Source organism: Paenibacillus jilunlii, from assembly GCF_900102965.1.
Lineage (GTDB): Bacteria > Bacillota > Bacilli > Paenibacillales > Paenibacillaceae > Paenibacillus_AQ > Paenibacillus_AQ jilunlii.
This window is the reverse complement of record NZ_FNGM01000001.1, coordinates 818,975-844,060: the sequence shown is the minus strand read 5'-3', so window position 1 is coordinate 844,060 and position 25,086 is coordinate 818,975. Positions and strand designations below refer to the sequence as shown.

Genomic DNA, 25,086 nt, shown 5'->3' with positions numbered 1-25,086 from the left:
CAATCACCCCATCTTAGGCTGTATCTTCTTGTAAGAAAAATTATATAAACTTAGGTCGCCGCAAGGTCAAACCTTGCGCGATTCAGTTATTTTCTCCGTAAAGGTGCATGTGGCATCCTTTGGTGCTGCTATTGCTCTGTAAAATGAGGAGAAGTCCCGCCCTCTGTAGGAACGGGACTCTCAATCATATGACTCTAGGTATGAGATTGTATGTACTTCACAACTTCACCCACGGTCGTAATCTTCTCTGCATCTTCATCAGAGATTTCCATATCGAATTCATCTTCCAATTCCATAACCAATTCTACTACATCAAGAGAATCAGCACCTAAATCATCTTTGAAAGACGCTTCTAATGTTACCTCAGCTTCATCGGCACCTAAGCGGTCGATGACAATGCGTTTCACACGCTCCAATACATCGGACATCCGGTTCACCTCCTCTTTTGGTATTATACGAGATATGAAGTCAAAATACCATAGAGCTCAAAAAACGCTTTCCGGCCGCCCCAATTCTCTTTCACTGTAAGACTTTACAGCTTTGCCGGCCTTACATGTACATTCCGCCATCCACGTGAAGCGTCTGGCCTGTCATGTAGGCTGCCCCTTCCGAGGCCAGAAATACAACTGTCATGGCAATATCCTCCGGCCGCCCGAGTCTGGCAAGGGGAATCCCCTTCACATACTCGCTGCGGACTTCATCGGACAGCTCAAGCGTCATTTCGGTATCAATAAATCCCGGTGCGATGCAGTTTACCGTGATTCCCCGTGAGGACAGCTCGCGGGCGGCTGACTTGGTCATCCCGATGATGCCTGCTTTGGCAGCGGAATAGTTCACCTGCCCTGCATTCCCGATCACGCCAATAACCGAAGAAATATTGATAATCCGGCCATAACGCTGCTTCATCATCGGACGGGTAGCTGACTTCAGACAGTTGAACACGCCTTTGAGATTCGTTTCAATAACCTGGTCGAACTCTTCTTCCTTCATGCGCATGATCAGATTATCCCGGGTGATGCCGGCATTATTGACCAGAATATCAATTTTGCCCCAGGTGTCAATAACCTTTTTTACCATATTCTCTGCTTGCTGGCTGTTGCCGACATCGCCTTGGATGGCAATGCCCTCTGAGCCAAGCTCGACAATGCGGGCTACGGTCTCCTGTGCAGCTGCTTCGTTACCGGAATAATTTACGGCCACTTTCACACCATGCTCCGCCAGCTGAAGCGCAATACTGCGGCCGATGCCGCGGGATCCGCCTGTGACGAGAGCGGTCTGGCCTTTTAATGCTGAGAACATCGCTTATCCCCTTTCATCCATCACACATGATTACACCGGTCTTACCAGCCAGCCTTTGCACTTTCAAGACTGTTGATATTGACAACCTTGACGGTCTTGTCAATCTTGCGGATCAATCCTGCAAGCACACTGCCGGGACCAATCTCCACAAAGGTGTCCACTCCGGCGGCAATCAGCCACTCTACACTATCCTGCCACAATACAGGAGAAAATACCTGCTGCATCAGAAGTTCCCGAATTTCATCCGGTTCTGTGACTGCTGTTGCATTCACATTAACAACTACCGGTACAGAAGGAGTGTTGATGGTTACCTGTTCTAATTCAACAGCCAGGCGTTCAGCAGCTTCCTTCATTAAGGAGGAATGAAAAGGTCCGCTTACTTCAAGCGGAATGGCCCGTTTGCCGCCAATTTCCTTGACGCGCTGGGCGGCTTCTTCAACCCCCGCCTTGGAACCGGAGATTACAATTTGCCCAGGGCAGTTGACGTTGGCAAGTTCTACAGCGTTGCCAGCTTCCGATATGCAGCGGCACAGCTCAGCCAAGGCTTCACGCTCCGCGCCAAGTACAGCCGCCATTGCCCCTTGTCCACCGGGAACCGCTTCTTCCATAAAACGTCCCCGAAGACGCACCAGGCTTACTGCATCTTCATATGACAAAGCTCCGGCTGCTACCAGCGCACTGTATTCCCCGAGGCTGTGCCCCGCAACATAATCAGGACTCACGCTGTGTTCACGCAGTGCTTCAAGATATGCAACACTGGTTGTTACAAGTGCGGGCTGTGTATTCACTGTCTGCTTCAGTTCACTGTCCGGTCCTTCAAAAATAAGGCGGCTAAGCGGAAACCCAAGCACTTCATCGCCCTTTTCGAATACTTCATGGCTGTGCGGGAGAGCATCATACACATCCTTACCCATACCCACTGCCTGTGCACCCTGGCCGGGAAAAACAAATGCAATTTTACCCATAAGTCTGAACTCCTTCTCGTTGAACGGCCGGGACGTCAGCCTCATTCGGCTGTCCTGACGCCACTTCCTTCTATAATATATAGGTTCTGCTGACTACCAGATCAGAACAGAAGCCCCCCAAGTAAGTCCGCCGCCAAAACCGACCATCAGTAAGGTGTCGCCTTCCTTGACCCGGCCTTCTTCCGCAGCTTCAACGAGCGCAAGCGGAATCGACGCCGCAGATGTATTTGCGTATTTGTCAACATTGATTACGCATTTCTCGGGCGGCAAATCCAGACGCTGCATCGCGGATTGAATGATACGGATATTCGCCTGATGCGGAACGAACAGATCAATGTTCTCTTTGCCGAGTCCCGCTTTGGTAAGAACGCGCTCTGTAGCCGTGCCCATAACCCGGACCGCGAATTTGAAAACCTCACGGCCGTTCATATAGAGGAAATGCTTCTTATCTTCAATGGTCTGATGGGAGGCCGGCAGACGTGAGCCCCCTGCTTCTATATTCAGCAGGCTGCCGCCAGAGCCTTCCGCGCCGAGATCGAAGGACTGAAAGCCTCTTCCTTCGGGAACCTCCCCAAGAATAACTGCACCGGCACCATCACCGAACAATACGCAGGTATTGCGGTCATTATAATCCGTAATGCGCGACAAGGTGTCCGCTCCGATAACCAGAGCATTGTTATACATACCGTTCTGGATAAAGCCGGATGCCGTTGCCAGACCGTATACGAACCCGGAGCAGGCTGCCGACAAGTCAAAGGCCGCTGCGCCTTTTGCTCCCAGCTTGTCCTGCAGAATGCACGCTGTTGATGGGACAGTGCTATCCGGTGTAACAGTCGCTACAATAATAAGATCCAAATCTTCTGCTCTCATGCCTGCTGAATCCAGCGCCTTGAGCGCGGCTTCATAAGCCAGATCCGAGGTGGCTTCATGCGGGGCGGCAATGTGCCGTTCCCGGATGCCTGTCCGGCTGACAATCCATTCATCGTTGGTTTCGACCATTTTCTCCAGATCACTGTTGGTTAAAATTTTTTCAGGCACATATTTTCCTGTTCCGATGATTCCTACCGGCCGCAATTGTTGTTTCATGTCTTCACTCACTTCCCGCTGATTTCCTTCGATATGCTGGCTACCAAATCCGCTTGCAAAGCAATCCGGGCCTGTCTGACCGCATTCTTCACCGCATTGCCGTCAGAAGAGCCATGGCCCTTCACTACCAGCCCGCTTAAGCCTAGCAACGGAGCTCCGCCATGCTCCTTGTAATCCATTTTACCCTTAAGGCCTCTGAGCTCCGGCATGAGGATTGCCGCGCCCAGCTTCGTCTTGAGCGACTTGCTGAATTGTTCCTTGAGCAGCGAGAACATCGCACCCGCTGTACCTTCCAGCGTCTTCAATAGTATGTTCCCGGCAAAGCCGTCGCAGACAAGCACATCGCAGCCGCCTGTGAGGACATCGCGCGCTTCCACATTGCCGACAAAATGAATGCCCTGCAGCGCTTCAAGCAGCGGGTAAGTTTCCTTCGTCAGCTCATTGCCTTTGCCCGGCTCTGTGCCCACATTCAGCAGGCCCACGCGCGGCTTCGCAATTCCATGAACCTGGCTGCGGTAGATGCTGCCCATTAGCGCATATTGCACCAGGTGCTGCGGCTTGGCATCCATGTTCGCGCCCAAATCCAGCGCCAGGACCCCCACCTCATCCAGCGTCGGAATCATGGGGGCAAGAGCAGGGCGTTCGATCCCCTGCATTCTTCCCACAACCAGCAGCCCCGTTGTCATTAGGGCTCCAGTGTTCCCGGACGAAATCATGGCATCCGCTTCGCCTTCGCGCACCATGCGCCCGGCAACCACCATCGACGAATCCTTTTTGCGGCGGACCGCCTTTACCGGCTCTTCATCCGAACCGATGACCTCCCCCGCGTGACGAATGGTCAAGTTGGCCGGCTTATTTATCAGCAGCGGCTCTAGTCTGGCTTCATCCCCGACGAGCACAATCTGCGTGTCACTCCACTCTGCAGCTGCGGACAAAGCACCCTCTACATTGCATTCAGGAGCGTTGTCCCCGCCCATTGCATCAATGGCGATCAGCACTGCGGTTTCCCCCTTCGCTGTATTCTTCAATTGCGGACCGGTACACTACGAAATGGCCCTGAAAAACCAATTCTTCTCCGACATAGGTAAATACGTCCACCTCGGCTTTGCCGTTCCGGCCTGCCAGCGAACGCACCTGGGCTTTGGCAATACATTTCTCGCCTAACCGTACCATGCGGACAAACCGGATATCGGCTGAAGCCGTCAGGGCAATCTCGGCATTGATGGTAGCAACCGCCAGTGAATTGGCTTGGGCGAACACATAATGTCCACGTGCGATCCCGTTTCTGGAGAATACATGCTCCTCACGAATTTCGAATATGGAAATCCCGCTGCGGTCCAGCTGCAGGTCTACAATATCGCCGACTACTTCATCTGCGGGCAAGGAACGCACCTGATCATAAGAGTGCTCTGCCATCTGCTTCATCCGCTCGCGCAGCTCGGGAATCCCCAGCTCCATCCGGTCCAGCCGGATCGTCTGTATGCTCACTTTGAGCTGCCGGGTCAGTTCCCGGTCAGTTACAAAGGGATTGCCATCTATTATCTGCAGCAGCTGCTGCTGACGCTCTTTCTTGGACATCCGCTCTATGGCGGCTCACCTCCTGGCACATGCCAAGCGGAAACGGCTTCAACGCCCATGAAAAGGACGGCATCCGTTTCTGCGATAAATATAAGGGGAGTTATAGAGTGAACCCTACACAGATCCTTATATTTTGAAAAAAGCATTCGGCCTTGGGAATGGCCGCTGTCGTCATAGCTATAAAGATTATAAATAATTAGAACCAGGTACTAATATGTAGTATAAAGCATGCCGCACCAAAAATAAAGCGTTGACTTCCAAGCAGGCCTGTGGAACTATCCTTCACGCAAAAAAATAGCACCTCACCAACAGATGAAGTGCTACTTTTGTAATCAAACTATTGTTTGATGATTTCTCTAGCTTTGTAAGTTCCGCAAACTTTGCATACGTGGTGAGCCAGTTTCAGTTCTCCGCATTGTTCGCATTTCACCATGCCCGGCACCACCAGTTTGAAGTGGGTGCGGCGTTTGTCACGGCGTGTTTTGGACGTTCTCCGTTGAGGTACTGCCATTTGTGTTACACCTCCTAATTCTGTTGTAACCCGTTATCACTCGGGATTTGTTCTTAGTCATCTTGCTTGGTAAAGAATCCTTTCAACGCAGCAAGTCGAGGATCGATCACTGTGTTGTCGCAACTGCAGGTGCCTTCGTTCAAATTTTGTCCGCATTTCTGACAAAGACCAAGACAGTCTGCCTTGCACAATACCGAATCCGGCAAGTGCAGTACGAAGTTTTCTTCCACAAACGGGACAAGATCCACAATCTCATCCTCGATGTAAATGAGTTCCTCATCTTCATCTTCGGGAAGAAGCGGCTGCTTAAGCCATTTGAAAGTCTCAGCAAAAGGAATGTTCAATTTACTGTTAACCTCACTTAGGCAACGTGCACATAACATATCCACATTCCCATTCAATTTCCCCACCACGTTCACACAATCGGTGTCCGCGGGCAGCGCTTTAAGGTCCACTGAGAGCGGCGCAACAGCAAGTATATCCTTTCGCCCTTTGACAAGTTCACTGACATCCAGCGTTTCCTGAATGTGCAGAGGCTCGTCGGCATTAGCTAATTTGCGAAAGTGAATCTTCATCATCATCACTCCAAACAAACAAAATTTATTATACCTATTATTACCGAACTTTGTCAACCATTTTCCCTTTATATTGTTTCAGGGTTCCGGACAATTTATGATATAGCTAAAAGGATTTCTAATTAGTCCAGAATCGGAGTGAAGCTACATTGACTACGGTCGGTATTATTGCAGAGTACAACCCTTTACATAACGGGCATGTCCACCACTTCGCAGAGGCCAAGAGGTTGTCCGGCGCGGACCGCTCGATTGTCATTATGAGCGGTCCGTTCACCCAGCGCGGCGAACCGGCGGCGGTGAGCAAGCAGGCCCGCACGGAGATGGCGCTGCATATGGGCGCCGACGTCGTGATTGAGCTGCCGGTGGCGTATGCCGTCCAGCCGGCGGAGTGGTTCGCCTTCGGAGCAGTAGCACTGCTGGAAGCGACCGGGGTCGTGGACAGCTTGTGCTTCGGCTCCGAAGCAGGGACGCTCAGCGCGCTGCAGCCGATGGCCGAATTTCTGGCCGATGAGAGCAGCGCGCTGCAGGGCGAGATCCGCCGCCGCATGGCGCTAGGGAAGAGCTTCCCCGCCGCATACAGCGCAGCTGCGGCGTCTGCCTGGGAAGCGTCTCTCCCGGAAGAGGAGAGACGCCCGGGTGCCGCCGGGCTGTTGCGCCAGCCGAACAACAGCCTCGGCCTGCACTATCTGATCGCGCTGCGGCGGCTCGGCAGCAAGATCAGACCCCTTACTGCGCCGCGGATCGGCGCAGGCTTTCACGACCCGCTGCAGAGCGGGTCGCCGATTGCCAGTGCCACGGCCATCCGCCGGCTGCTGTCAGAAGGCGGATCGCCTGCCGCGTACATGCCGGATTATAGCATGTCCATCCTGGAAAGAGAGCATGCGGCAGGCAGAGGCCCGCTGAATCTGGAAAGCTTCCGGATTCCACTCCGCCACCTGCTCGCCACCCGGACAGCCGCCGAGCTGCACAGCCTGCAGGATATGAACGAAGGCCTGGAAAACCGGCTGCTGCGGGTACTGCCCGGTCTCCCGCACTTTACGGTGTCGGGGCTGCTGGAAGCGCTGAAAAGCAAGCGCTATACCCGCACCAGGCTGCAGCGTCTGCTGATCCATGCTTTGCTGAATCACAGCAAACAAGAAATGGCGCCGGCCGCGCTTGCTCAGGGTCCCGGCTACATCAGGATCCTAGGCTTCCGGGAAAGCGGACGGCAGCTGCTGAAGCAGATGAAGCTCAGCGCCGCGTGGCCTGTCTTGACCAGTCCGGCACAGTTCTCTCATCCTATGCTGGAAAGAGATCTGCAGGCAGCAGCAGCCTATGCCGGTGCATTCGTCAACCCATCGCGTGCCGATCTTTATCGGGACTATTTGGAGCCGCCCGTCAGGATTTGACCGGCAGCTCCTGCATATATTTGAGCGCCTCGGCAAGGGTTGAGACCGGGACAAGCTTCATGTCTGTGCCTATTTGATCAGCCTTAGCCCTGGCTTCATCATAGTTTTTGACAGGCACGAAAAAAATCTCCGCCCCTTTCCGGTCTGCTGCGACAATCTTGTGTTTAACGCCGCCAATAGCACCTACGCTGCCATCGGCCTCAATAGTGCCTGTACCCGCAACGCGGTGCCCTTTGGTCAGGTCACCCGGAGTTAATTGATTATAAATTTCCATGGTGAACATCAGCCCCGCGGAAGGCCCGCCGACATCCGTATCCACAAAGCTTACCGTCTTCCCTTCCACTTCGGGCTTTACCTTCTGCACGGCTCCAATCACAACCCCGAGACCCGGCTTCACCGCTCCCGTCTCCTGATTTTTGACCTCAACCAGCTTAACCTTTTCCTTCACTTCCTTGCCTTCCCGCTGCAGCAGAACATCTACCGGGTCACCTATCTTCCGGCGGGACAAAAGAGCGGATAAAGCATCCGGATCAGGGATAGTCTGCCCCTCTACACTGATTATTTTGTCGCCTGGTCTGAACTGCTCCCGGTTACCCGTTGCAGGTACCGAGAATACATACAAATAGTCCACAACATCTTTATAAGGGATATTAGCAGCATGATAAGCAGCCTGTACGGCAAAGGACTGTGAGCTGTTCATATAGTATACTTGCTCGGCTGCATACTCCTGTTCCGTCTTATCTCCCAGCCGCGTTTCCTTCCGGACCACCTCCGAATTCGAATTGAATACAGAGGCAATGAGAAGCGCAACATTCGCATAGCTGGCAGAAACGGTAGTCATCATAAAAGTGCCTTTTTCATCCCTGTCTGCGTTCTGAACGTGAATCATCGGCGCAACCTCGGAGGCGCTTCCCGGCTGATAAACGATATAAGGTGTATTCATAAATACAGCAACATAGAGAATTACTACAAATGTGAATAAGTAGGCTGTGGCACGGTATCCTACCCGGCGTTTCTGTTGCCTCACTGCTTTTCCCTTCTTTCCCACAGCACTTGGCTATCCATTGGAATGATCTTGTAAAAGCTGCCCTTAGGGCCAAGGCATGACGGTTGTCTTCTCCGCATAAATTGATGATAACAGTCCTTAGCCCATGTCCTAAGCTATGAAGAGGTGAAGCTCAAAATGAATAACATTAAAATACACCGGATAACCTCAGGTGCTGCTCCATTTGTCGGCGGAACTGCAGCCATCCTGCTGGCGGCCGCAATCGTGTCTGCGCCGGAGTCCTCCTTCGCAGCCTCATTGCAAGGCCTCAAGCTCTGGTGGACTCTTGTTTTTCCGGCCCTGCTGCCTTTTCTGATACTCTCTGAAATGCTTGCGGCCTCGGGAGTAGTCCACAGCCTTGGCGTGCTGCTGGAGCCGCTGATGAAACGGATCTTCCGTCTGCCCGGCACCAGCGGCTGGACGCTGGTCCTTGGAATGACTGCCGGCTTTCCCGCCGGTGCAGGCGCCGTTATGCAGCTGCACAAGCAGGGCGGCATTACGGATCAGGAAGCCGGAAGACTGGCTTCACTTGCTCATTATGCCAGCCCGGTCACCCTGCTGATCGTCGTGGGTGCAGCTTTTCTGCATAGCCCGGCGTCAGGCTATGCGCTTTTGGCCATCCACTGGCTTGCCGGGCTGTCCGCCGGTTATACTTCTGCTCTCATCGGGGGACGCTCCGGGAATAAGGGGATGGTTATTCTTGCTGAGGCGAACCGCAAAAAAACCTCCCTGCCAAGACGCGTCTACCGGGCAGCTGTGGAGGCCCGTGAACAGGACGGGCGCAGCTTCGGCAGACTGCTCGGAGAGTCTGTAGGTTCTGCCGTCCAGAACCTGATGATCGTCGGTGGTTATATGATCATTTTTGCCGTTGTCATCAACATAACGGCTTCCATGTTCCCGCAGCTTCCCCAGGCACTGGCAGCCAGCGTGCTGGAGATTCATCTCGGGGCTCATGCGCTTAGCGCCGGAACATCGGGGCTTCCTTCCATGAGTTCTGCAGATCTCCTAAGAGCGGCCTTGCTGTCGGCTGCCCTCGGCTGGAGCGGTATATGCGGGCAGCTTCAGGCGCTGACTCTGCTTAAACAAGCCGGCGTACGTTTTTTGCCCTATGCTGCCAACCGGCTGCTGCACGGAATCTATGCCTTCTTGTTCACTCTCTTGTTATGGAAGCCGCTGTTGAATCTTCAAACAGCTGTATTGCCTGCTGCCGCAGTACCGAAAGATCAACTGCTGCCAGGTATTGCTGCCCCCGTAACGGTCTGGAGCTATATGCCACAGGTACTGGGCTTGCAATCCCTGATTCTTTTCTTATTATTATCCCTATCTGCGGGGGTTTATGTTATGGCTTCACTCCGCCGTCCATCCGCTTGAATTTGAGCTTCATTGCCTGTTCTACTTCAGGTGTCACAAAATCGGAGACGTTCCCGCCGAAATGCGCAATCTCCTTCACTACACTTGAACTAAGATAGGAGTACTTCGGATTGGTCATCATAAAGATGGTTTCCGCATCGGGGTCCAGATTATGGTTAATGGAGGCATTCTGCAGTTCATATTCAAAATCGGTCACTGTCCGGATACCGCGGACGATGACCTGGGCATCCTGTTGCCGGACATAGTTGACCAGCAGATCACGGAAGCTGTCTACCTCCACATTGGGAATGTCCTGGGTGGCTTGCCGAAGCAAATCAGTCCGCTCTTCAACGGAGAATAACGGATTTTTACTTAAGTTGTTAAGAACGGCAACAATCAGTCTGTCGAACTGTTTCGCTGCGCGTTGAATAATATCCATATGTCCCATCGTCACCGGATCAAAAGTACCCGGATAGATGGCGACACGTTCTTTTCTAATCTGCAGACTCATCATTACCCTCCTTGGCATTCCCTGTATCTTCTTGGGGAGAAGCCTCATACTTATAAATAGACACTGCCGTCTCGCCGTATACAGCCTGCCGTGTTCTTCGGAATCCCGGAATAACCTCCGGATATTCATAGCTGGATTCATGCTCCAGCACAACCACAGCGTCCTGACGGAGCAGACCCTTTTGCACCATGGCCAGCATCAGCTCATTCCCGTGCTTAAGCCTGTATGGAGGATCAAGGAAAACCAGATCAAAGGAACGCCCCCTTTTCTCCAGGGCACTAAGCGCTCTTCCGGCATCATTGCGGTATACCTCTGCCTGCGCTTCGACCTTGGCTGCCTTCAGATTCGCACGCACCGTATCAATGCTCTTTTGCTCCATGTCCACAAAAACGGCCTGATCCATCCCCCTGCTTAAGGCTTCAATCCCAAGCCCTCCTGTTCCGGCGAACAAATCCAGTGCGGCTCCCCCGTCAAAATAAGGGCCGATCATGCTGAACATCGCTTCCTTGACCTTATCAGTAGTTGGTCTTGTCCCGGTGCCCGGAACACTCTTCAGAGGCCTCCCCTTTGCACTTCCCGATACAACTCTCACCGCTCACTCACCTGCTCTTATGTCTCTGTTTGTTATGCCGTTCAAGGCACAAGTCCAAGCCTATCGTACCACAATTGTCTATCGAAATAAAAAAATGTCTGTCTGTGTCAAAATAAAGACTAACAGATTTTTTCCAGCTTCGCGTGTATAAGTTTGGGCATTCAGGGACATCATGTAACTATCGACATCACAAAATGTCGTAGACAACCGCGGAGCAGGCTTACGTTTCCCCATAAGCTCTTCGTCCGGTTTCTCCTCTCCCATGAAAGAGGCTCCCGAAAGGGAGCCTCGATTTTTATGTGCAAAGCCTTCATTTATACAGGTTTGCATCATATGGCATAAGAAATGCCACCCTCCCAATCCAGAAAGGTGGCAAAAAAGGTGAAAAATCACTTATTATATAATTCGTTTAATCTGAGCTTCCTGCTCAATGGACCGAGCGGAGAGCAGTTCAATAATCCGATGCTGATTCTCCAGAATGGATTCAATTCTGATCACACGTTCGTTCGTTTCCAGCACAGCACGTTTAATCAGTTCTTGGTCCTGCTTCATATTCTGCTGCTCTATTTCAATCCGGTCTAAGCGTACATTGACGGTTTCCAATTCTTCCTTAACAGAGGATACCCCATCTTTAACGGAGGAGACCTCATCCTTAATGGGGATTAGTTCTTCCCGAATAACATTCCGCAACAATTGCACCAGATCATTGTCCATGTGCCCCGCTCCTTAAAACTTAATATATAGATTGTACCAGAATCAAAATTCATATTCTACACGAAAAAATGGAAGAATACATCATCACTCTTCCATTTCAAAAAGCTGTGTCGACAAGTAACGTTCCCCTGTATCCGGCAGGATGACTACAATATTTTTACCCTGATTTCCGGGACGTTTGGCAATTTGGGAAGCGGCGTAGACCGCAGCACCGGAGGAGATTCCCACCAGCAGACCTTCAGTTCTGGCCAGGCTGCGTGCAGTTTCAAATGCATGGCTGTTCTCCACCTGGACAATCTCATCCACAACCCCGAAATTAAAGTTGTCCGGCACAAAATTGGCTCCAATTCCCTGTATCTGGTGTCCGCCCGGTTTACCTCCTGATAAAACCGGAGAGTCCGCCGGCTCAACGGCAACGACCTGCACTTCAGAATTTCTGGCTTTCAGCACTTCGCCCACTCCAGTGATTGTACCTCCAGTTCCTACACCCGCCACAAATATATCCACTGCCCCTCCGGTATCCCTCCAGATTTCCTCTGCTGTAGTGTCACGGTGGATTTGCGGATTGGCCGGGTTGCTGAATTGCTGCAGGATGAACGAATGGGGGATTGCTGCGGCCAGTTCCTCAGCTTTTTGAACCGCACCCAGCATTCCTTCCGCTCCCGGAGTCAGCACCAGTTCAGCTCCGAGCGCTCTGAGCAGCTTGCGGCGTTCCACGCTGAACGTCTCCGGCAGCACGATGATCAGCCTGTACCCGAGTGCTGCAGCGGCAAAAGCCAGACCAATGCCGGTATTTCCGCTGGTCGGTTCGATCAGCACCGAATCCTTGCGGATCAGCCCTTTGGCTTCGGCGTCTTGTATCATGGCATAGCCGATACGATCCTTAACGCTTCCTGCCGGATTGAAGTATTCCAGCTTCCCGATTAACCTGGCCTCCACCTGATGACTCTTCGCGTAATTCGCCAGCTCCAGCAGCGGCGTGTTTCCAATCAATTCTGTCAGATTCTTAGAAATATTAGGCATTGCTACCCCTCCAGGCAATAATAGTCATAAGTAACTTTGTACAAAAATCGTGTATACCAGTAATTCTGGGGGTTCATAGCTGCCCCAAAATCCATTGTCCCATATCGCTAAGCACCTGCCCGTCAACCATTCCAGGAGTATTATATTCCGCCGCAGTTCCCGCATCCTTGCCTTCATAATTCACGAAGAAATGATTGAGACCGGGGTAAAGCTTAAATGAAGCGGCGGAATCCCCCTTCAAGACTTCTTTCCATAAAGAAAAGTCCGTTGTGGGATTGACCTGAAAATCATCTCCCCCTTGCAGCACAAATACCGGTTTGGTCAGCTTGCGGGCCAGTTCAGCTGTATTATGCATATCCATCTCTTTGAAATAATAAGCAGGCATTTTAAAAACACTGGGTGCCGTCTTAGCTTGTTCAAGCGTCATTGCAGCCAGTGCCTTCGCCTTGGTGAGTTCGGCGTTGACTGCTGCAGCTGCCTGCGCTTTGACCGGGTCAGCATCCGGGAGAGAATTGATGACCGCCATGTTCTGATCGTACATAATTTCCCACAGATTCCGCGGTGAGCCTGCCAGCAGGATCAATCCGGCGAAATTCCCGCCTTCGGAGTCGATTCTCGGCGCCAGCATTCCACCAAGGCTGTGACCTGCCAGATAGACCCGGGCGGAATCCATCCGCTGGTCTGCTTTGAGCAGATTAGCAGCGGCAACCGCATCATCCACCACTTCATCCTTAACATTTATTGTAGCTGCTGCTGCTCCCGTAAACTGCTCCGGATACGAGTAACTCCGTTTATCATACCGGAGTACTGCGATGCCCTGTTTGGCCAGACTGTAGGCGATATCCCTAAACGGTTTGTAGCCAAGCACCGTTTCATCACGGTCTGAAGCTCCCGAACCTTGGACGAGCACAACCGATGGTACGGGATGAGACGAATTTGCGGGGAGGGTAAGCAGCCCCTTCAGCGGGTGTGATGTTCCTGCACCAACGGTAACTTCCTCCTCTGTCACTCCCTCCGGAAGCTTGAGTTCCGGTGCAGCGGGGGAAGGGGCATGAGGAGAGAACCAGAGGCCAGTAATTTTGCCATTGCTGTTGACGGTTATGGTGATGGCGAGGTCCCCTTTGGCAAAAGAGGCTGTGCTTGTAATTGTAATCCGCCCAGCATCTTGGCGGCTGGATATGGAAGTCAGCTTGTTGTACGCTCCGTAGGGTTCCGCTAGTCCTTCCCATACCTGCTGGAGCTTCATCACTGGCATGGCTGTTTTTGCGGTTTTATCGAAATGCCGCTGCCACAACTGTTCATATTTACCGGAGGCCAGCAGGCCTGTGACAGTATCGGCATAATTTTGCGGCGAATTAACTGCCGCCTGACCAGCTGCGGAATCAAAGGAACTGATCAAACCCATAACATTAAACAAAGAAATGGGTACATATATAAGATTCCCGCGAAGTATAACTTTCCCGTTAATCGCAAGCTTGTCCTTCCCGTTCACTACCGCTTCATTTGTCCCAAGCTTAATGGCAAGCTGCTGTCCATTGCGGCTTAATTGAAGTTTTTTCTCTTTTTGTATGTAGATAACTTCCAAACCGAGCGCTTTACCCGCCTTGCGGATAGGCACCATTAACATATCGCCGGTTATCCATGGAGCCTCATTGGCAGGAAATTGAAGCACTTCATTGTTCACACTGAAAATCACCTTAGATTCTGCTCCGTTCGCAGCAGGTGCCGGCCAGATTGATAAACCCAGCAGCAGGCAGGCCAAGAGCAACGTTAATTTTTTGCTCATGTTATTATCCCCTTTCTGTTATCACATCCTTTTGGTATACGGATCACATGGGATATAGTTACAATTATTTCTTCGAATCATATAGAGTGAACTTAAGATCTTTACATTAGGGACTTCGTCGGGACTCCGGAGAATGTTTGGACTTCCGGCCGCTGTTGTCTGCAGATTTCTTGATTTGTACCGCTGTTCGCGGTGGAAATCCGCAGACAAAGGCGGACGCTTTCGCTCCTCCAGTTCCAAACTTCCCCTCCATCCCTTTTCCCTTTTGTTCGTTTTTCAAGTTCACTCTATATAGCTTTTTCTTTTCCTGCAGCTTAGCTTTTCCCGTCCCCTGCAATGGCTTGTCCATGACAACCTGCAAAAAACGCGATCCCCGGCATTTCTGCCCAAAGACCGCGTTATTTTAGTAACTAGATGAAACAGGCACTCAAAATAATAACCAGCAAAATGTAAAGCACCAGAATTGCACCTGTAGAAGTGAACGGACTTACAACAGGACAATGATTAGCGCCACCCACATTACCGCCATAACCGCAATCTGCACCCATGAGATTACCTCCTTCACAAATGATCACTACACAACAGAATATGTATCCTTGCCTCTTATAGATTGGGCGAAAAGGTTTATATTTAGGCCATCGCTTCTGAATATCCAGTGCAAAAAGCATCCTGTCTCCCTTAGCGAAGGTTTGGCAGGATGCTGTGGCATTAATCGGAAACCAGAATTCCGTCAAAGCTCTCTGGACCGACACGAATCGCCCCCAGAAGATTGGATGAGACAAAAGCGGTATAAGTCAATTGTGGAGTAATTGGCGGCTGAAAGTCAGCAGCGGAAAAAGTAATGACCTGTGGTGCCAGAATGCTTAAATTGAATGTAGAGGTTGCAGAGTATACTACAGGGTCCGTAGACAAAGTTCCTCTTACTATTCTAATCGTAATACCTACCAGAGCCAGGGGAAGCTGTATAGAAATAGTTCCCTTAAGCAGCACACGCGGATTTGTCGTAGCCCCTTCAGTGATCAGGCCAATCTGACCGAACAGCTGCGGGGTGTTGATGACCAGAATCGGAATCGCAATGGAATTGGCGGTACTGGCATTCTGCGAGGTTCTTGCATCCAAATAAGTTCCCATATGAGCACCTCCTTTCCTTCTCTATTGTATTAATGAAATCTATGAATTGCCTGGTCTTCTGGCCTGCGGACACTGCCTAAAATAGATTGCCGGCCTTCTGCCGGTAGTTGGATTTACCATAGCCTTTCAGTCCTTGGTAGTGCCTTCCCTTTTATTGAACGCCAGCTCGAACAGTCCGGTAGCCGACAATCCTGCAAGTCCCCCTGCCCACAGACGTAAAACCAGATTCATATCTGTAAAAGGGTACGCTACAGCACCTACAAACAGGCCGATAACGAGTCCAACAGCCGGAACCAGATTACGCGGAAGGTTTACGGTGGTCTTGACGAGTTGAACCAGGGCCAGGACAAAAACCGCCAGTACCGAAGCAAAAGCCAGCACATTATTCAGCGCCTCATTCACCATGTTCATCACACCTCCTTTTCAGGTGCAAAGAGACCCGCCCGGTACAACATAGTAATTGTTCTGTAAAAATCATAGCTGCCGCAGGCTTGTGTATCCAGCACTCCCGCTGCTGCCCCAGCCGGATTCAAGTGCCGCCGGTGCGATGGACAGGGAAGCCGCAATATTACTCTGCTGCATATTAGCAACTGCAAAAGATGCGATTATAGCAATAAATTCACTCTCTGTCACTCCTCACATCCTTTCTCTATATTGAATTCGCGTTCTCTTATTCTGCCTGTGCTGTCCCCTATGCCAACAGCTGCACTAACAGCAAAAAACCTTTCTTCATATCTGGATGATTAGTACTCCAGTCCTATGAGAAAGGTTTATTTTGTATTCCAGAATCTGCAGCCGCCGGAAGGTTATACAGAATTGTAATTTATATACACAGAAACAGCTTTCTTTATTTTAAAAATAGCACTTTAGTAGATTGCCCTGATCAGTGCAGTTCGATATAATAGCAAAAAAACAGCGGAGGTTGAAATGGACGACTCCAGTAGAAAAGAACCATTCCGATATGTAATGAACCAGCCTATAGAATGCTGGCTGGAACTTCCTGCGGGCAATTCCGGTCCGGGTGCCGGAAAATTAACAGAAGGCGTGCTGCTTGACCTTAGCCGTTCAGGCTGCAAGGTGCGCACCTCGCTGAACCTCCGCTTTACCGCCGGGGATACGAAGCTGATTATTCATTTCCAGCTGGCAGAAGACAAACTGCAGTTCGAAGGCAGTGTGCGCTGGGGCTGGATGTTTGGACTGGGCCAGTTCCAGTATGGAATCCGCCTGGATTTGCAGGAGGCCGAAGAAGAGCAATTGGTCCGGGAGCTTGAGCTCTGGACGAACACGCGTAGAGCTCAAGGATTATAATACACCCGTCATTATAGATGCCCTCTTAGGAGGACGTCTTTTTGTGATGCGCCCGTCCTTCGTTTCAGCAGCAGAGTCAGGTTTCAATTCTCTTTTGAATCAGCAGTGTCATTACATAAATCAGCACGGCTCCAATGACGGCTTCGAAGAGGAGCGGCCAGAGAAATTCAGTTGAAGTACCGTATATTCTCAACCCGCTGCTTACGGCCGAGGGATCATAAACCTCAAAGCGGAATACGTTATCCAGAGCAGACATATAGCTACCCCAGAACTGCCGCTCCATAAAGGATAGTCCGTTCTCCACGACCATAAAAACAGCGATGGCAATCCAAATGGTGCCTTTTACGCGAAGGCTTTTAGCCAGAGTGACGGCAAACATCAGGAGAATAAGTTCAAATCCGGCAGTCCACAGGAGATTAAGCACACTCCAGGATGCCACGGGCCAGAAATTCACCGGAAGAAAATCTGAGGAATACACCAGAATATAAATGCCAAAATGAACCGCAGCAATGGCCACAACAGACAGCAGCAGAACCCAGAAGAGCAGCAGCGGTGAGAGCACACTCTGAACCGTAGGGACCGGCAGCAGCCGTCTGGCATAAGACTGTAAGTAACGGAAATAGCTGAAAAAAGCTATGAGCAGCAGAGCAAAGCTGAAACCGGCATACGTAATGATATGGAACGTGATCAGCTCGGACCCCATTGAACTGTTAGTAAACCATATGCCAGCCTGGACAAGCAGCATAATTACAAAAAACGCCAGAAGCCGCTCCCGTTTGCTTTTCAAATCATATTTCATCAGTTTCAGCATTCCGCATACACCTCTCTGAACAGCTCATCAATACTTTTGCCGCGCTGAAGCCGAAGTTCCTCCACTTCACTATGCAGCACAAGCTCACCTTCCTTGATAAACATCACTTCGTCAAAAATCCGTTCGATGTCAGTCACGAGGTGCGTGGAGAGCAGGATGGTGCTGTCTTCCTCATAGAACTCCATCAGCGCGTTAAGAATGTTGGTCCGGGCAACGGGGTCAACACCTCCGATAGGCTCATCCATAACATATAATTTGGCCCGGCGCGAGAGTGCCAAGGTCAGCTGCAGGCGTTCCCCCATCCCTTTAGATAACGTACGGACTTTGTCCCGCTCGCTAAGCTTCATGAATTCCAGCATCCGTTTCGCTTTGCCGGGATCGAAGTCTGGGTAGAAATCCTGCTGGAATCTGAGAGCATCCTCCACCTTCATCCATGATTCGGTTAACGGGCGGTCCGGCATAAATGACACCAGTGACTTGCTCGCTTCCCCCACCGGGACGCCCAGCACGGAAATTCCCCCTGAGGTCGGCTGGGCCAGCCCGGCAATCAGTTTCATCAGCGTAGTTTTGCCGCTGCCGTTGCTGCCGAGAAGTCCGACGATTTTACCGGCACTCAGTCCGAAGGAGACCCCGCGCAGCGCATGCTTGGAGCCATATTTTTTGGTCACATTTTGTACTTGAAGTATCCTGTCCACCGCGATAATCCCCCTATGGTTTTGTTCTTATTTCAATATTCTCAGCTACAGCCGCCAGAATCTCCTCACTCTGAAAGCCCAGCTCCTGCATGCCGCGGATAAAACGGTCCAGGACATCCTGTGCCATCTCTTTTTTAATGGTCAGAATCGTCTCTTCATTGCCGGTTACATACCTGCCCATCCCGCGCCGGGTTTCCACGATGGTCTCACGCTCCAGTTCCTGAAAGGTTCTTTGCACCGTATTCGGATTAATCTGCAGTTCAGCGGCCAATTCACGTACGGAGGGGATTTTGTCGCCCGGCTTCAGCTTGCCCGTCACGATCTCCCCTTTCATATAATTCATGATCTGGAGGTAAATCGGCTGATTATTGTCAAATTCTATGGTCATCAAGCAACGTCCCTTCGTCTGAACACCATAAATCCCGCCAGAAGAAACAGTAAGAAATATACAGCCAGCATGAGGATAGAGAACCCCAGAGTCATCCCCGGAAGCGGTGCCCCGCCACCTTCATAGGCAGCCAGATTCAAGTTGGGAAACAAGACATATTTATAGAAGTCCCGGAAAATGACCAGATTGCTGATCGTTAAGCCAAACATCGAAATCCCTATGGTTACCCCGGTAGAAGTCGTCAATATCCCAATCATAAAAGCCATTGTTGCGAACATCACCATATAGACGCTGTTATAAAGCACCGATGTGAGCACATCGCCAATTCCCAGGCTGGCTCCGCCATTTCCGAACCACAGCATACCGGAGGCATATACCGCAACCGCTGTTACAACAGTAAGGCTGAGTGCATACAGCAGGACGGTCACAAATTTGGAGGCAAGAATAGCCGTACGGCTGCGGGCCCGGATCAGCAGGAACTTAATTGTTCCTTGGCTGTACTCCTTGGTGACAATCCCCGCTGTCCCGATAATGACCAGAATACTAAGGATCTGGCCGATGCCTGTCGGCAGCAGCATCTCTGCTGCAAATTGCGGCCCGGAAGCAAACATATCCCCCGCAACCGAATGCACCATATATCCTATTGCAAGCGGCATTACAATCAAAAGCCCATAAGCGATGAAGAAGGTGCGTTTCTTCGATAATTTAAGCCATTCATTCAGCACCAGACGGTTAAACTTATGCAATGCGGTTCCCTCCTGTCCATTTCAGGAATTCTTCTTCCAGACTTTGCTTGTTATCCATAATGCGGTAGACCCTGACTCCCGCTTCACTGAAGGCAGCTATGAGTTCCGGCACTTGATCGTCCGGCATACTTACAAGAATTTCGGAGTTAGCTTCATCCGTGCGGATGATCTGCACTTCAGACTGTTTATGGATCACAACCAGGGCAGCTTCAAGCTTCCCTACCCTGATCGCCAGAGGGATCGCTCCTCCGGCTTGCGCTTCTTCTCCGAGCGGTGTGACGGCGATCAGCTTGCCGTTCTGAATGACTACTGCACGGTGGCATATCTGTTCAATCTCAGCAAGCATATGGCTGGAAATCAGGATGGAGATGCCTTCCACCTCTGCGATTCTCCGCATATAATCACGCATTTCCCGGATTCCCGCAGGGTCAAGCCCGTTCGTAGGCTCATCCAGAATCAGCAGCTTGGGCGAATGCAGCAGCGCCTGGGCAATTCCAAGCCGCTGGCGCATCCCCAGGGAGTAGGCTTTTACCTTTTTGCCCATCGCTTCCTGCAGGCCAACCAGCCGTACAACTTCATCCATCCTGTCATCCGTAATTCCGTCACTCATCCGCTGGTATTGCTTCAGGTTGTCGTAGCCTGTCATGTGTGAATAGAACTCAGGATTCTCGATAATGGCGCCAATATTGGCTATAGCCTTGTTGAAGTCGTTACGGATACTGTGCCCCTCAATAAGCACATCGCCTTCCGTCATACGAATTAAGCCGGTCATCATGCGGATGGTTGTCGTTTTCCCGGCGCCATTGGGTCCCAGCAGCCCGACAATTTCCCCCTTGCAAATATCAAAGGACAGTTCGTTCACAATGGCCTTCCCTTTAATGATCTTGCTTACGCCTTGCATTTGCAGTACGATCGGCGTCTTCCCGTTACCTGCAGCTTCTGGTTGATATTTGGTCTGATTCATAGCATCCTCCTGGATTGAAATCAATAATGGTCAGTCAAAATGTGGAGCGAGTGTTATATCGTATTGGTGTGTTAGTTAAATAGTACACTGAAACATAAATATTGTAAAGTCAAATTTCCCGCGCTCGCTAACCCAGTGCAAAACTGTCTTCCAGAAAGACATCTTTTATCGTGTGAGCTGCCTTTTCTATTAAATAAAGACGGTAATCCAATACACTCTATCAAATTTGCATATACTATCTTATCCAAAAGAGAAGGAGGTGCCATTATGGCTATCTATACAATCGGTGCAGTTTCCAATCTCGACCCGACACTCGCATTGATCTCTACGTTCGTCCAGCTGCGTATTACAAACACAACCGCAGCAAGACTGGAACCCATCGTAGTTAATGCTTACAGCATTACTGATGCTGGTCCGGAAGGATTGGTTGAAACGTTGTATTTCACAACAACGTTTGCGATTGCAGCTCCGAGGGGTGTAGTTACTCTTGTTATTCCTACTACTGTAGCGAATTACACGATTACCGTTTCATCCCCCGGTGCAGCCGGGTTTGTAAGTGATATTTCCCTTTACGCTGCCGGCAGGGACGTTAACGGTTTTACTGTGCCTGAACAGACCTTCCCGTTTGGCGACTGGAAAGAAATCACCACCGTGTAAAAGGTCTTGCCGGGGGCTGGCCCAAAGCCATAAGTTGGCTGATTGGGTCAGCCCTTGTTGTTTTTGAATAGGATCTGCGTTAGAGCTTGGGGGGACGCTCCGCGAACGGAGCGCAGGACTCCAGAAGAGGTTGGACAGGTCGGATCAGCTCACACTGCCGGCTGATGGGTTGGGTGCAAAGGTACAGTTGAGCAAGAATTAGCGTCAGCAATTCCCCTCTTGCTCTTCCCTCAGAATCTCCAGAATTGGTGACGTTCGTCTGGACAGCTGAAATACATCTCCAGACAGCAGCTTCACCTGTTCTTGCAGCACATGTGCTTCATCTGTGCCCTCCAGATAACGGGTGACAAAATGGAGGAAAACATCAACTTTTCTAAGCAGCATCAGCAGCGGGACCGCATTGATTTCGGCTTCGGAGAGCCGGACCCGGCGGCTGAAACCCCGGCAGAAATCCCGGACCGCTGTCTCTTCCTCCGCATGCCCCAGCAGTCCCGACAGAACAACTGCAGGCTCCATAGCCCGCACATCGTGAGTGCAGAATTCAAAATCCAGCAGCGCGGCTACTTGCCGGTGATCTGAGGAATCGAGCAGCAAATTCGAGGCGTTCAAATCGCCGTGCACCAGTTGATGCGGAAGCTCCTTGAGTCCGGCCAGAGAATCAGCGATTTGGTTATATGCTGCGTACAGCAGCTTCAGCTCTTGGACAAGACCGGCAAAAGGGCGGGGCGGATTCATACAGAGCTCCCGAATCTTTGTATCACTGCACAGCGGATAAGCCTGCGGCAGCTCATAATAAGGCCTGTACACCGGAGCAAGACTGGGATTTATGTCTGCCAGCACAGCGGACAAGATGCCTGCGGCCTCTCCGAAGGATTCGAAATAGCCAGTTTCCTCCTCAGCAGGCGTATCTCCTTCAATATACTTGAACAAGCAGGCAAACTTGCCTTTCCCCTCCTCCAACCGAACCATAGTTCCTCCGTTTGAGGTCAGGACAGGCTCTGGTATGCTGAACGGTAAAGACAACACGCCCAGCTTTTGCAGCACGGCATGCTCGAATTCAATTTTGCTTCTATCCCTATGCGTGTCATAGATGCGCAGCACGGCGTGGCGAGCGTTATTTTCCACAAAATAGGTTGTATTATTCCAGCCGCCGCTCCGCTTCCGCAGCGTTCCATTCCACTCCGGCCACTCCTGGCTTACAATAGTATCCGTAGGCTTATGCCCCTCTCTTATTTGTTTTTGTAACGAATCTCCCGCTAACGGGTCTTATATATGTAAGGTGGTGAACACGTGGCCGATGTAGAGCAAATCTACGAGCAATATTTTCAGGATGTCTACTTATTTGCGTTGTCTCTAAGCAGAGACCAACAGATAGCCGAGGAGATTACGCAAGAAACCTTTGTAAAAGCAGTTAAAAATATTGACCAGTTCAAAGGCAATTGTAAAATCAGTGTCTGGCTGTGTCAAATTGCAAAAAACACCTACTTCAAGTATATGGACAAACAAAAACGCTTTGATCTGGGCAACCCGCAGGAAAAAACGCAGGGAAACAGCCTCTCGATGGAACAAAAGCTGATTGACAAAACAGAAGCCCTGCGAATCCATAAGCTGCTGCACAGCCTGAAAGAGCCTTATAAGGAAGTCTTTACATTGAGGGTATTCGGAGAGCTGTCCTTTGAACATATCAGTGAGGTCTTTGGCAGAACAGAAAGCTGGGCCAGAGTTACATTTCACCGCGCAAGAAACATCATACAAGACTTATTAATGGAGGAAAACCGATGAACAAACTGTCCTGCGAAATCGTCAGGGATTTGCTGCCGCTATACTATGATGAAGTGTGCAGTGCAGATACCAGAAAATCCATCGAGGCCCATTTGGTGACCTGCGAGCATTGTACTGCCGCCCTGCACAAGCTGCAGCAGAGCAGCAGCCTGCCTTTTGAGGTCATCGAAAAGAACAAACAGGAAAGCACCGCGCTGGCAAGCTTCAAAGGGTATTGGCACCGTTCCAGAGCTGCAGCATTTGCCAAAGGCCTGTTTCTTGCTACAACCATTTGTGGCGTTATCGTGTTAGGGTATGTTGGCTTATTCCGCTGGAATATTACAGAAGTCCCCTCCAGTGTTATTGAAATCACCGATGTAAGCCGGCTCAAGAACGGGAAGATCGCATATCATGTCAAGCTGACCGATGGATATCAGGTGAATCAGATCCGTGGTAAATCGGAAGGTGACGGCAACTTCTATATCACTCCGATGCGGCCTGTCATCAAAACCAAAAAGTCTACCGAGATTGGGCTTGGCAACGGGTACGAATTGATCAACCTCGAACAATTAAATGCCAACCATACAGACCCTTCCGCTCAGATTAAAGCCATCTATTACGGCCCCAAGGATGACAAACCCATTCTGATCTGGAAGCAAGGTATGGAACTGGCGCCAGCCACGTCTGCCGTCGAAGCACAATTTGTGGATCGGGATTAGAAGATTTGGAGCCTATCTTGAGGATCCTCAGATTTTTCCGCTATAATAAACTTCATATTGATATAAGCAAAGGAAGGGATACGAATGGACGCTACCGTAACCAAACGCTGGCTGCTGGCAAGGCTCTATGAGCCGGAGCAGACGATTGTGGATTGCCGGTTTACGCTGGGTAAACCCGAGGCTGGCAGAGAGAGCTATGAACAGGAGCATATTCCTGGTGCCGTTTATCTTGATCTGGAGCATGATTTGTCAAGCCCGGCGGGAGAACACGGCGGACGCCACCCGCTGCCTGATCCCCAAGTGCTTGCTGCCCGCCTGGCGAAGCTCGGAATCGGGAACGATTCCCGGATTGTTGCTTATGACGACGAGTGCGGCATGAATGCCGCACGTCTGTGGTGGCTGCTGCGTTACCTGGGGCATGAGAATGTATTCATTCTGGAAGGCGGCTTCAGCGCCTGGAAAGCTGAGAAGTTCCCGGTCACGGATCATCAGCCGGTACGGGTGCCGAGCACTTTTGAGCCAAAGGTACAGCCGCAGATGCTGGCAAATGTCGATGAGGTTCGTCAGGTGTCGGAGCAAACGGTCGCTGCTACTTCCTCCTCCCCTTCTGCCCTGCCGGTCCTGATCGACTCCCGCGCGGGTGAGCGCTATCAGGGCAAGGAAGAGACGCTGGACAAAAAAGCCGGACATATCCCCGGTGCGGTCAATTACTTCTGGAAAAACACACAGAATGAAGATGGAAGCTATAAAAGTGCCGAACAGCTTGTCGAGCACTTCGCAGGACTGGACAAGGACCGTGAGATCATCGTCTATTGCGGCTCCGGCGTAACCGCCTGCCCGAACATACTGGCACTGGAAAAGGCCGGGTACAGGAAGGTACGGCTGTATGCCGGGAGCTGGAGTGACTGGATTTCGTATAGTGAGAATCTGGTGGCGACGGGGGAAAAATAGCATTCGCCAATCCCTATAGAGGTGTAACCTTGTAAATGTGCCGCTTGGAGCCGAAGGGCTTCGGGCGGTTTTTTGCCGTGCCTGCGAACTTCGAAGATATTTATGCGCTGCAGATCGTGCAAATCCCTCCGAACCGGCCAAACATCCGGATCGATCACCCGCACCGGATTACACCCATAAAGAAGCTAAACTCAAGGCTTCGTACAAGAAATCACGTCCGTCCATAGGGCGGGACGTCCAATTCTCATTGGCACGTCAAGCGTCGAGGAGTCTGCCATGCTGGCAGAGGCGCTAGCGGCTGCCGGCGTAGCTTTCAATGTTCTGAATGCTAAAAATGACGCAGAAGAAGCCGAAATGATCTCCAAAGCGGGATGAGGCTCTTGAAGAGCCCTGCTTCCACCAGGACTTATATTATCAGTGATCAATACATCCAGAATAAGCGCAGCTCATGGACCGGAACGACTGTATTTGCTTATTGGATTCGCATGATTATGAGACCGGTATTCAAGCTGTCAAAATATTGATGCAGCGT

At 51.0% G+C, this 25,086-nt stretch carries 31 protein-coding genes and 1 pseudogene; 8 read left to right on the top strand and 24 right to left on the bottom strand.

All coding sequences use genetic code 11. From position 1 onward, the window contains the following. Window positions 1–194 precede the first annotated feature (194 nt). The 8 genes from BLQ82_RS04035 to BLQ82_RS04000 form a co-directional block, all read right to left on the bottom strand. The gene (locus BLQ82_RS04035; RefSeq protein WP_019911228.1) at window positions 195–428 is read right to left on the bottom strand and encodes an acyl carrier protein; all 234 of its coding nucleotides are present in this window, start codon (window positions 426–428) and stop codon (window positions 195–197) included. A 121-nt stretch (window positions 429–549) separates the two neighbouring features. Next, window positions 550–1,299 carry a 3-oxoacyl-[acyl-carrier-protein] reductase gene (fabG, locus tag BLQ82_RS04030; protein WP_062527915.1) on the bottom strand — a complete coding sequence of 250 codons (750 nt, stop codon included), beginning with the start codon at window positions 1,297–1,299 and terminating at the stop codon, window positions 550–552. A gap of 41 nt (window positions 1,300–1,340) precedes the next feature. Then, window positions 1,341–2,264, bottom strand: a complete 924-nt coding sequence (gene fabD, locus BLQ82_RS04025; RefSeq protein ID WP_062527913.1) for an ACP S-malonyltransferase — start codon at window positions 2,262–2,264, stop codon at window positions 1,341–1,343. Between the two features lie 93 nt (window positions 2,265–2,357). Further along, window positions 2,358–3,350 (bottom strand): beta-ketoacyl-ACP synthase III, encoded by a 993-nt coding sequence (locus BLQ82_RS04020; RefSeq protein WP_167529893.1) that lies wholly within the window; start codon window positions 3,348–3,350, stop codon window positions 2,358–2,360. 8 nt (window positions 3,351–3,358) lie between these two features. After that, entirely contained in the window at window positions 3,359–4,348 is a 990-nt protein-coding gene (plsX, locus tag BLQ82_RS04015) for a phosphate acyltransferase PlsX (protein ID WP_074647731.1), read from the bottom strand. Then, window positions 4,332–4,928, bottom strand: coding sequence for a transcription factor FapR (gene fapR, locus BLQ82_RS04010; RefSeq protein WP_062527906.1), 597 nt, complete (start codon window positions 4,926–4,928; stop codon window positions 4,332–4,334). Before fapR ends, plsX begins: the two co-directional genes overlap by 17 nt. Before the next feature lie 337 nt (window positions 4,929–5,265). After that, the gene (gene rpmF, locus BLQ82_RS04005; RefSeq protein ID WP_019911234.1) at window positions 5,266–5,439 is read right to left on the bottom strand and encodes a 50S ribosomal protein L32; all 174 of its coding nucleotides are present in this window, start codon (window positions 5,437–5,439) and stop codon (window positions 5,266–5,268) included. Between the two features lie 53 nt (window positions 5,440–5,492). Continuing rightward, window positions 5,493–6,020: a YceD family protein gene (locus tag BLQ82_RS04000; RefSeq protein ID WP_341874774.1), complete on the bottom strand. Its 528-nt coding sequence runs from the start codon at window positions 6,018–6,020 to the stop codon at window positions 5,493–5,495. Between the two features lie 143 nt (window positions 6,021–6,163). Here BLQ82_RS04000 and BLQ82_RS03995 point away from each other — a divergent pair, with 143 nt between their 5' ends. Then, the gene (locus BLQ82_RS03995; protein WP_062527902.1) at window positions 6,164–7,402 is read left to right on the top strand and encodes a tRNA(Met) cytidine acetate ligase; all 1,239 of its coding nucleotides are present in this window, start codon (window positions 6,164–6,166) and stop codon (window positions 7,400–7,402) included. Here the strand turns inward: BLQ82_RS03995 and BLQ82_RS03990 are convergent. Continuing rightward, window positions 7,392–8,429 carry a SepM family pheromone-processing serine protease gene (locus tag BLQ82_RS03990; RefSeq protein WP_062527901.1) on the bottom strand — a complete coding sequence of 346 codons (1,038 nt, stop codon included), beginning with the start codon at window positions 8,427–8,429 and terminating at the stop codon, window positions 7,392–7,394. The two genes, BLQ82_RS03995 and BLQ82_RS03990, sit on opposite strands and share 11 nt — an antisense overlap. Window positions 8,430–8,585: 156 nt before the next feature. Between BLQ82_RS03990 and BLQ82_RS03985 the strand changes: the two genes are divergently transcribed. After that, window positions 8,586–9,818 carry a nucleoside recognition domain-containing protein gene (locus BLQ82_RS03985; protein ID WP_062527899.1) on the top strand — a complete coding sequence of 411 codons (1,233 nt, stop codon included), beginning with the start codon at window positions 8,586–8,588 and terminating at the stop codon, window positions 9,816–9,818. Here BLQ82_RS03985 and coaD read toward each other — a convergent pair. The 9 genes from coaD to BLQ82_RS31230 form a co-directional block, all read right to left on the bottom strand. After that, complete coding sequence (gene coaD / locus BLQ82_RS03980) at window positions 9,787–10,308, bottom strand: pantetheine-phosphate adenylyltransferase (protein WP_143013334.1); 522 nt, start codon at window positions 10,306–10,308, stop codon at window positions 9,787–9,789. The two genes, BLQ82_RS03985 and coaD, sit on opposite strands and share 32 nt — an antisense overlap. Further along, window positions 10,292–10,900 (bottom strand): 16S rRNA (guanine(966)-N(2))-methyltransferase RsmD, encoded by a 609-nt coding sequence (rsmD, locus tag BLQ82_RS03975; RefSeq protein ID WP_062527894.1) that lies wholly within the window; start codon window positions 10,898–10,900, stop codon window positions 10,292–10,294. Before rsmD ends, coaD begins: the two co-directional genes overlap by 17 nt. A gap of 396 nt (window positions 10,901–11,296) precedes the next feature. Then, window positions 11,297–11,614: a hypothetical protein gene (locus BLQ82_RS03965; RefSeq protein WP_062527890.1), complete on the bottom strand. Its 318-nt coding sequence runs from the start codon at window positions 11,612–11,614 to the stop codon at window positions 11,297–11,299. Window positions 11,615–11,698: 84 nt separating this feature from the next. Further along, window positions 11,699–12,637 (bottom strand): cysteine synthase A, encoded by a 939-nt coding sequence (gene cysK, locus BLQ82_RS03960; protein ID WP_062527888.1) that lies wholly within the window; start codon window positions 12,635–12,637, stop codon window positions 11,699–11,701. A gap of 73 nt (window positions 12,638–12,710) precedes the next feature. Beyond that, window positions 12,711–14,423: an alpha/beta fold hydrolase gene (locus tag BLQ82_RS03955; protein WP_062527886.1), complete on the bottom strand. Its 1,713-nt coding sequence runs from the start codon at window positions 14,421–14,423 to the stop codon at window positions 12,711–12,713. Between the two features lie 410 nt (window positions 14,424–14,833). Further along, window positions 14,834–14,971: a hypothetical protein gene (locus BLQ82_RS31775; protein WP_157243863.1), complete on the bottom strand. Its 138-nt coding sequence runs from the start codon at window positions 14,969–14,971 to the stop codon at window positions 14,834–14,836. Window positions 14,972–15,131: 160 nt separating this feature from the next. Then, the gene (locus BLQ82_RS03945) at window positions 15,132–15,554 is read right to left on the bottom strand and encodes a hypothetical protein (RefSeq protein ID WP_062527882.1); all 423 of its coding nucleotides are present in this window, start codon (window positions 15,552–15,554) and stop codon (window positions 15,132–15,134) included. Between the two features lie 126 nt (window positions 15,555–15,680). Then, entirely contained in the window at window positions 15,681–15,959 is a 279-nt protein-coding gene (locus tag BLQ82_RS03940; RefSeq protein WP_062527879.1) for a holin, read from the bottom strand. 69 nt (window positions 15,960–16,028) lie between these two features. After that, the gene (locus tag BLQ82_RS31230) at window positions 16,029–16,187 is read right to left on the bottom strand and encodes a glucosaminidase domain-containing protein (protein WP_143013333.1); all 159 of its coding nucleotides are present in this window, start codon (window positions 16,185–16,187) and stop codon (window positions 16,029–16,031) included. Window positions 16,188–16,481: 294 nt separating this feature from the next. On the opposite strand from BLQ82_RS31230, the gene BLQ82_RS03935 reads away from it, so the two are divergent. Then, a complete protein-coding gene (locus BLQ82_RS03935) occupies window positions 16,482–16,862 on the top strand; it encodes a PilZ domain-containing protein (protein ID WP_062527877.1) in 381 nt (126 codons plus the stop codon). Window positions 16,863–16,938: 76 nt separating this feature from the next. On the opposite strand, the gene BLQ82_RS03930 is transcribed toward BLQ82_RS03935, so the two are convergent. The 5 genes from BLQ82_RS03930 to BLQ82_RS03910 are packed head-to-tail and all read right to left on the bottom strand — an operon-like array spanning window position 16,939 to window position 20,466. Beyond that, entirely contained in the window at window positions 16,939–17,673 is a 735-nt protein-coding gene (locus tag BLQ82_RS03930) for a hypothetical protein (protein ID WP_062527875.1), read from the bottom strand. Beyond that, a complete protein-coding gene (locus tag BLQ82_RS03925) occupies window positions 17,667–18,368 on the bottom strand; it encodes an ABC transporter ATP-binding protein (protein WP_062527874.1) in 702 nt (233 codons plus the stop codon). Before BLQ82_RS03925 ends, BLQ82_RS03930 begins: the two co-directional genes overlap by 7 nt. Window positions 18,369–18,381: 13 nt before the next feature. Continuing rightward, on the bottom strand, window positions 18,382–18,756 hold the full coding sequence (locus BLQ82_RS03920; protein WP_062527871.1) for a GntR family transcriptional regulator: 375 nt from the start codon (window positions 18,754–18,756) through the stop codon (window positions 18,382–18,384). Next, window positions 18,756–19,502, bottom strand: coding sequence for an ABC transporter permease (locus BLQ82_RS03915; protein ID WP_062527870.1), 747 nt, complete (start codon window positions 19,500–19,502; stop codon window positions 18,756–18,758). Before BLQ82_RS03915 ends, BLQ82_RS03920 begins: the two co-directional genes overlap by 1 nt. Beyond that, the gene (locus tag BLQ82_RS03910) at window positions 19,495–20,466 is read right to left on the bottom strand and encodes an ABC transporter ATP-binding protein (RefSeq protein WP_062527868.1); all 972 of its coding nucleotides are present in this window, start codon (window positions 20,464–20,466) and stop codon (window positions 19,495–19,497) included. Before BLQ82_RS03910 ends, BLQ82_RS03915 begins: the two co-directional genes overlap by 8 nt. A 267-nt stretch (window positions 20,467–20,733) precedes the next feature. On the opposite strand from BLQ82_RS03910, the gene BLQ82_RS03905 reads away from it, so the two are divergent. Further along, window positions 20,734–21,123, top strand: coding sequence for a hypothetical protein (locus BLQ82_RS03905; protein ID WP_062527866.1), 390 nt, complete (start codon window positions 20,734–20,736; stop codon window positions 21,121–21,123). Between the two features lie 204 nt (window positions 21,124–21,327). On the opposite strand, the gene BLQ82_RS03900 is transcribed toward BLQ82_RS03905, so the two are convergent. After that, the gene (locus BLQ82_RS03900) at window positions 21,328–22,290 is read right to left on the bottom strand and encodes a phosphotransferase (RefSeq protein WP_425287523.1); all 963 of its coding nucleotides are present in this window, start codon (window positions 22,288–22,290) and stop codon (window positions 21,328–21,330) included. 123 nt (window positions 22,291–22,413) lie between these two features. On the opposite strand from BLQ82_RS03900, the gene BLQ82_RS03895 reads away from it, so the two are divergent. From BLQ82_RS03895 to BLQ82_RS03880, 4 genes and pseudogenes are all read left to right on the top strand, one after another. Further along, on the top strand, window positions 22,414–22,905 hold the full coding sequence (locus tag BLQ82_RS03895; protein ID WP_062527862.1) for an RNA polymerase sigma factor: 492 nt from the start codon (window positions 22,414–22,416) through the stop codon (window positions 22,903–22,905). After that, on the top strand, window positions 22,902–23,603 hold the full coding sequence (locus tag BLQ82_RS03890) for a zf-HC2 domain-containing protein (RefSeq protein ID WP_062527860.1): 702 nt from the start codon (window positions 22,902–22,904) through the stop codon (window positions 23,601–23,603). The genes BLQ82_RS03895 and BLQ82_RS03890 overlap by 4 nt, the downstream gene beginning before the upstream one ends. Window positions 23,604–23,687: 84 nt before the next feature. Then, the gene (locus tag BLQ82_RS03885; RefSeq protein ID WP_062527858.1) at window positions 23,688–24,554 is read left to right on the top strand and encodes a sulfurtransferase; all 867 of its coding nucleotides are present in this window, start codon (window positions 23,688–23,690) and stop codon (window positions 24,552–24,554) included. An 89-nt stretch (window positions 24,555–24,643) separates the two neighbouring features. After that, window positions 24,644–24,926: pseudogene (locus tag BLQ82_RS03880) on the top strand (preprotein translocase subunit SecA); the annotation flags it as partial. Window positions 24,927–25,086 lie beyond the last annotated feature (160 nt).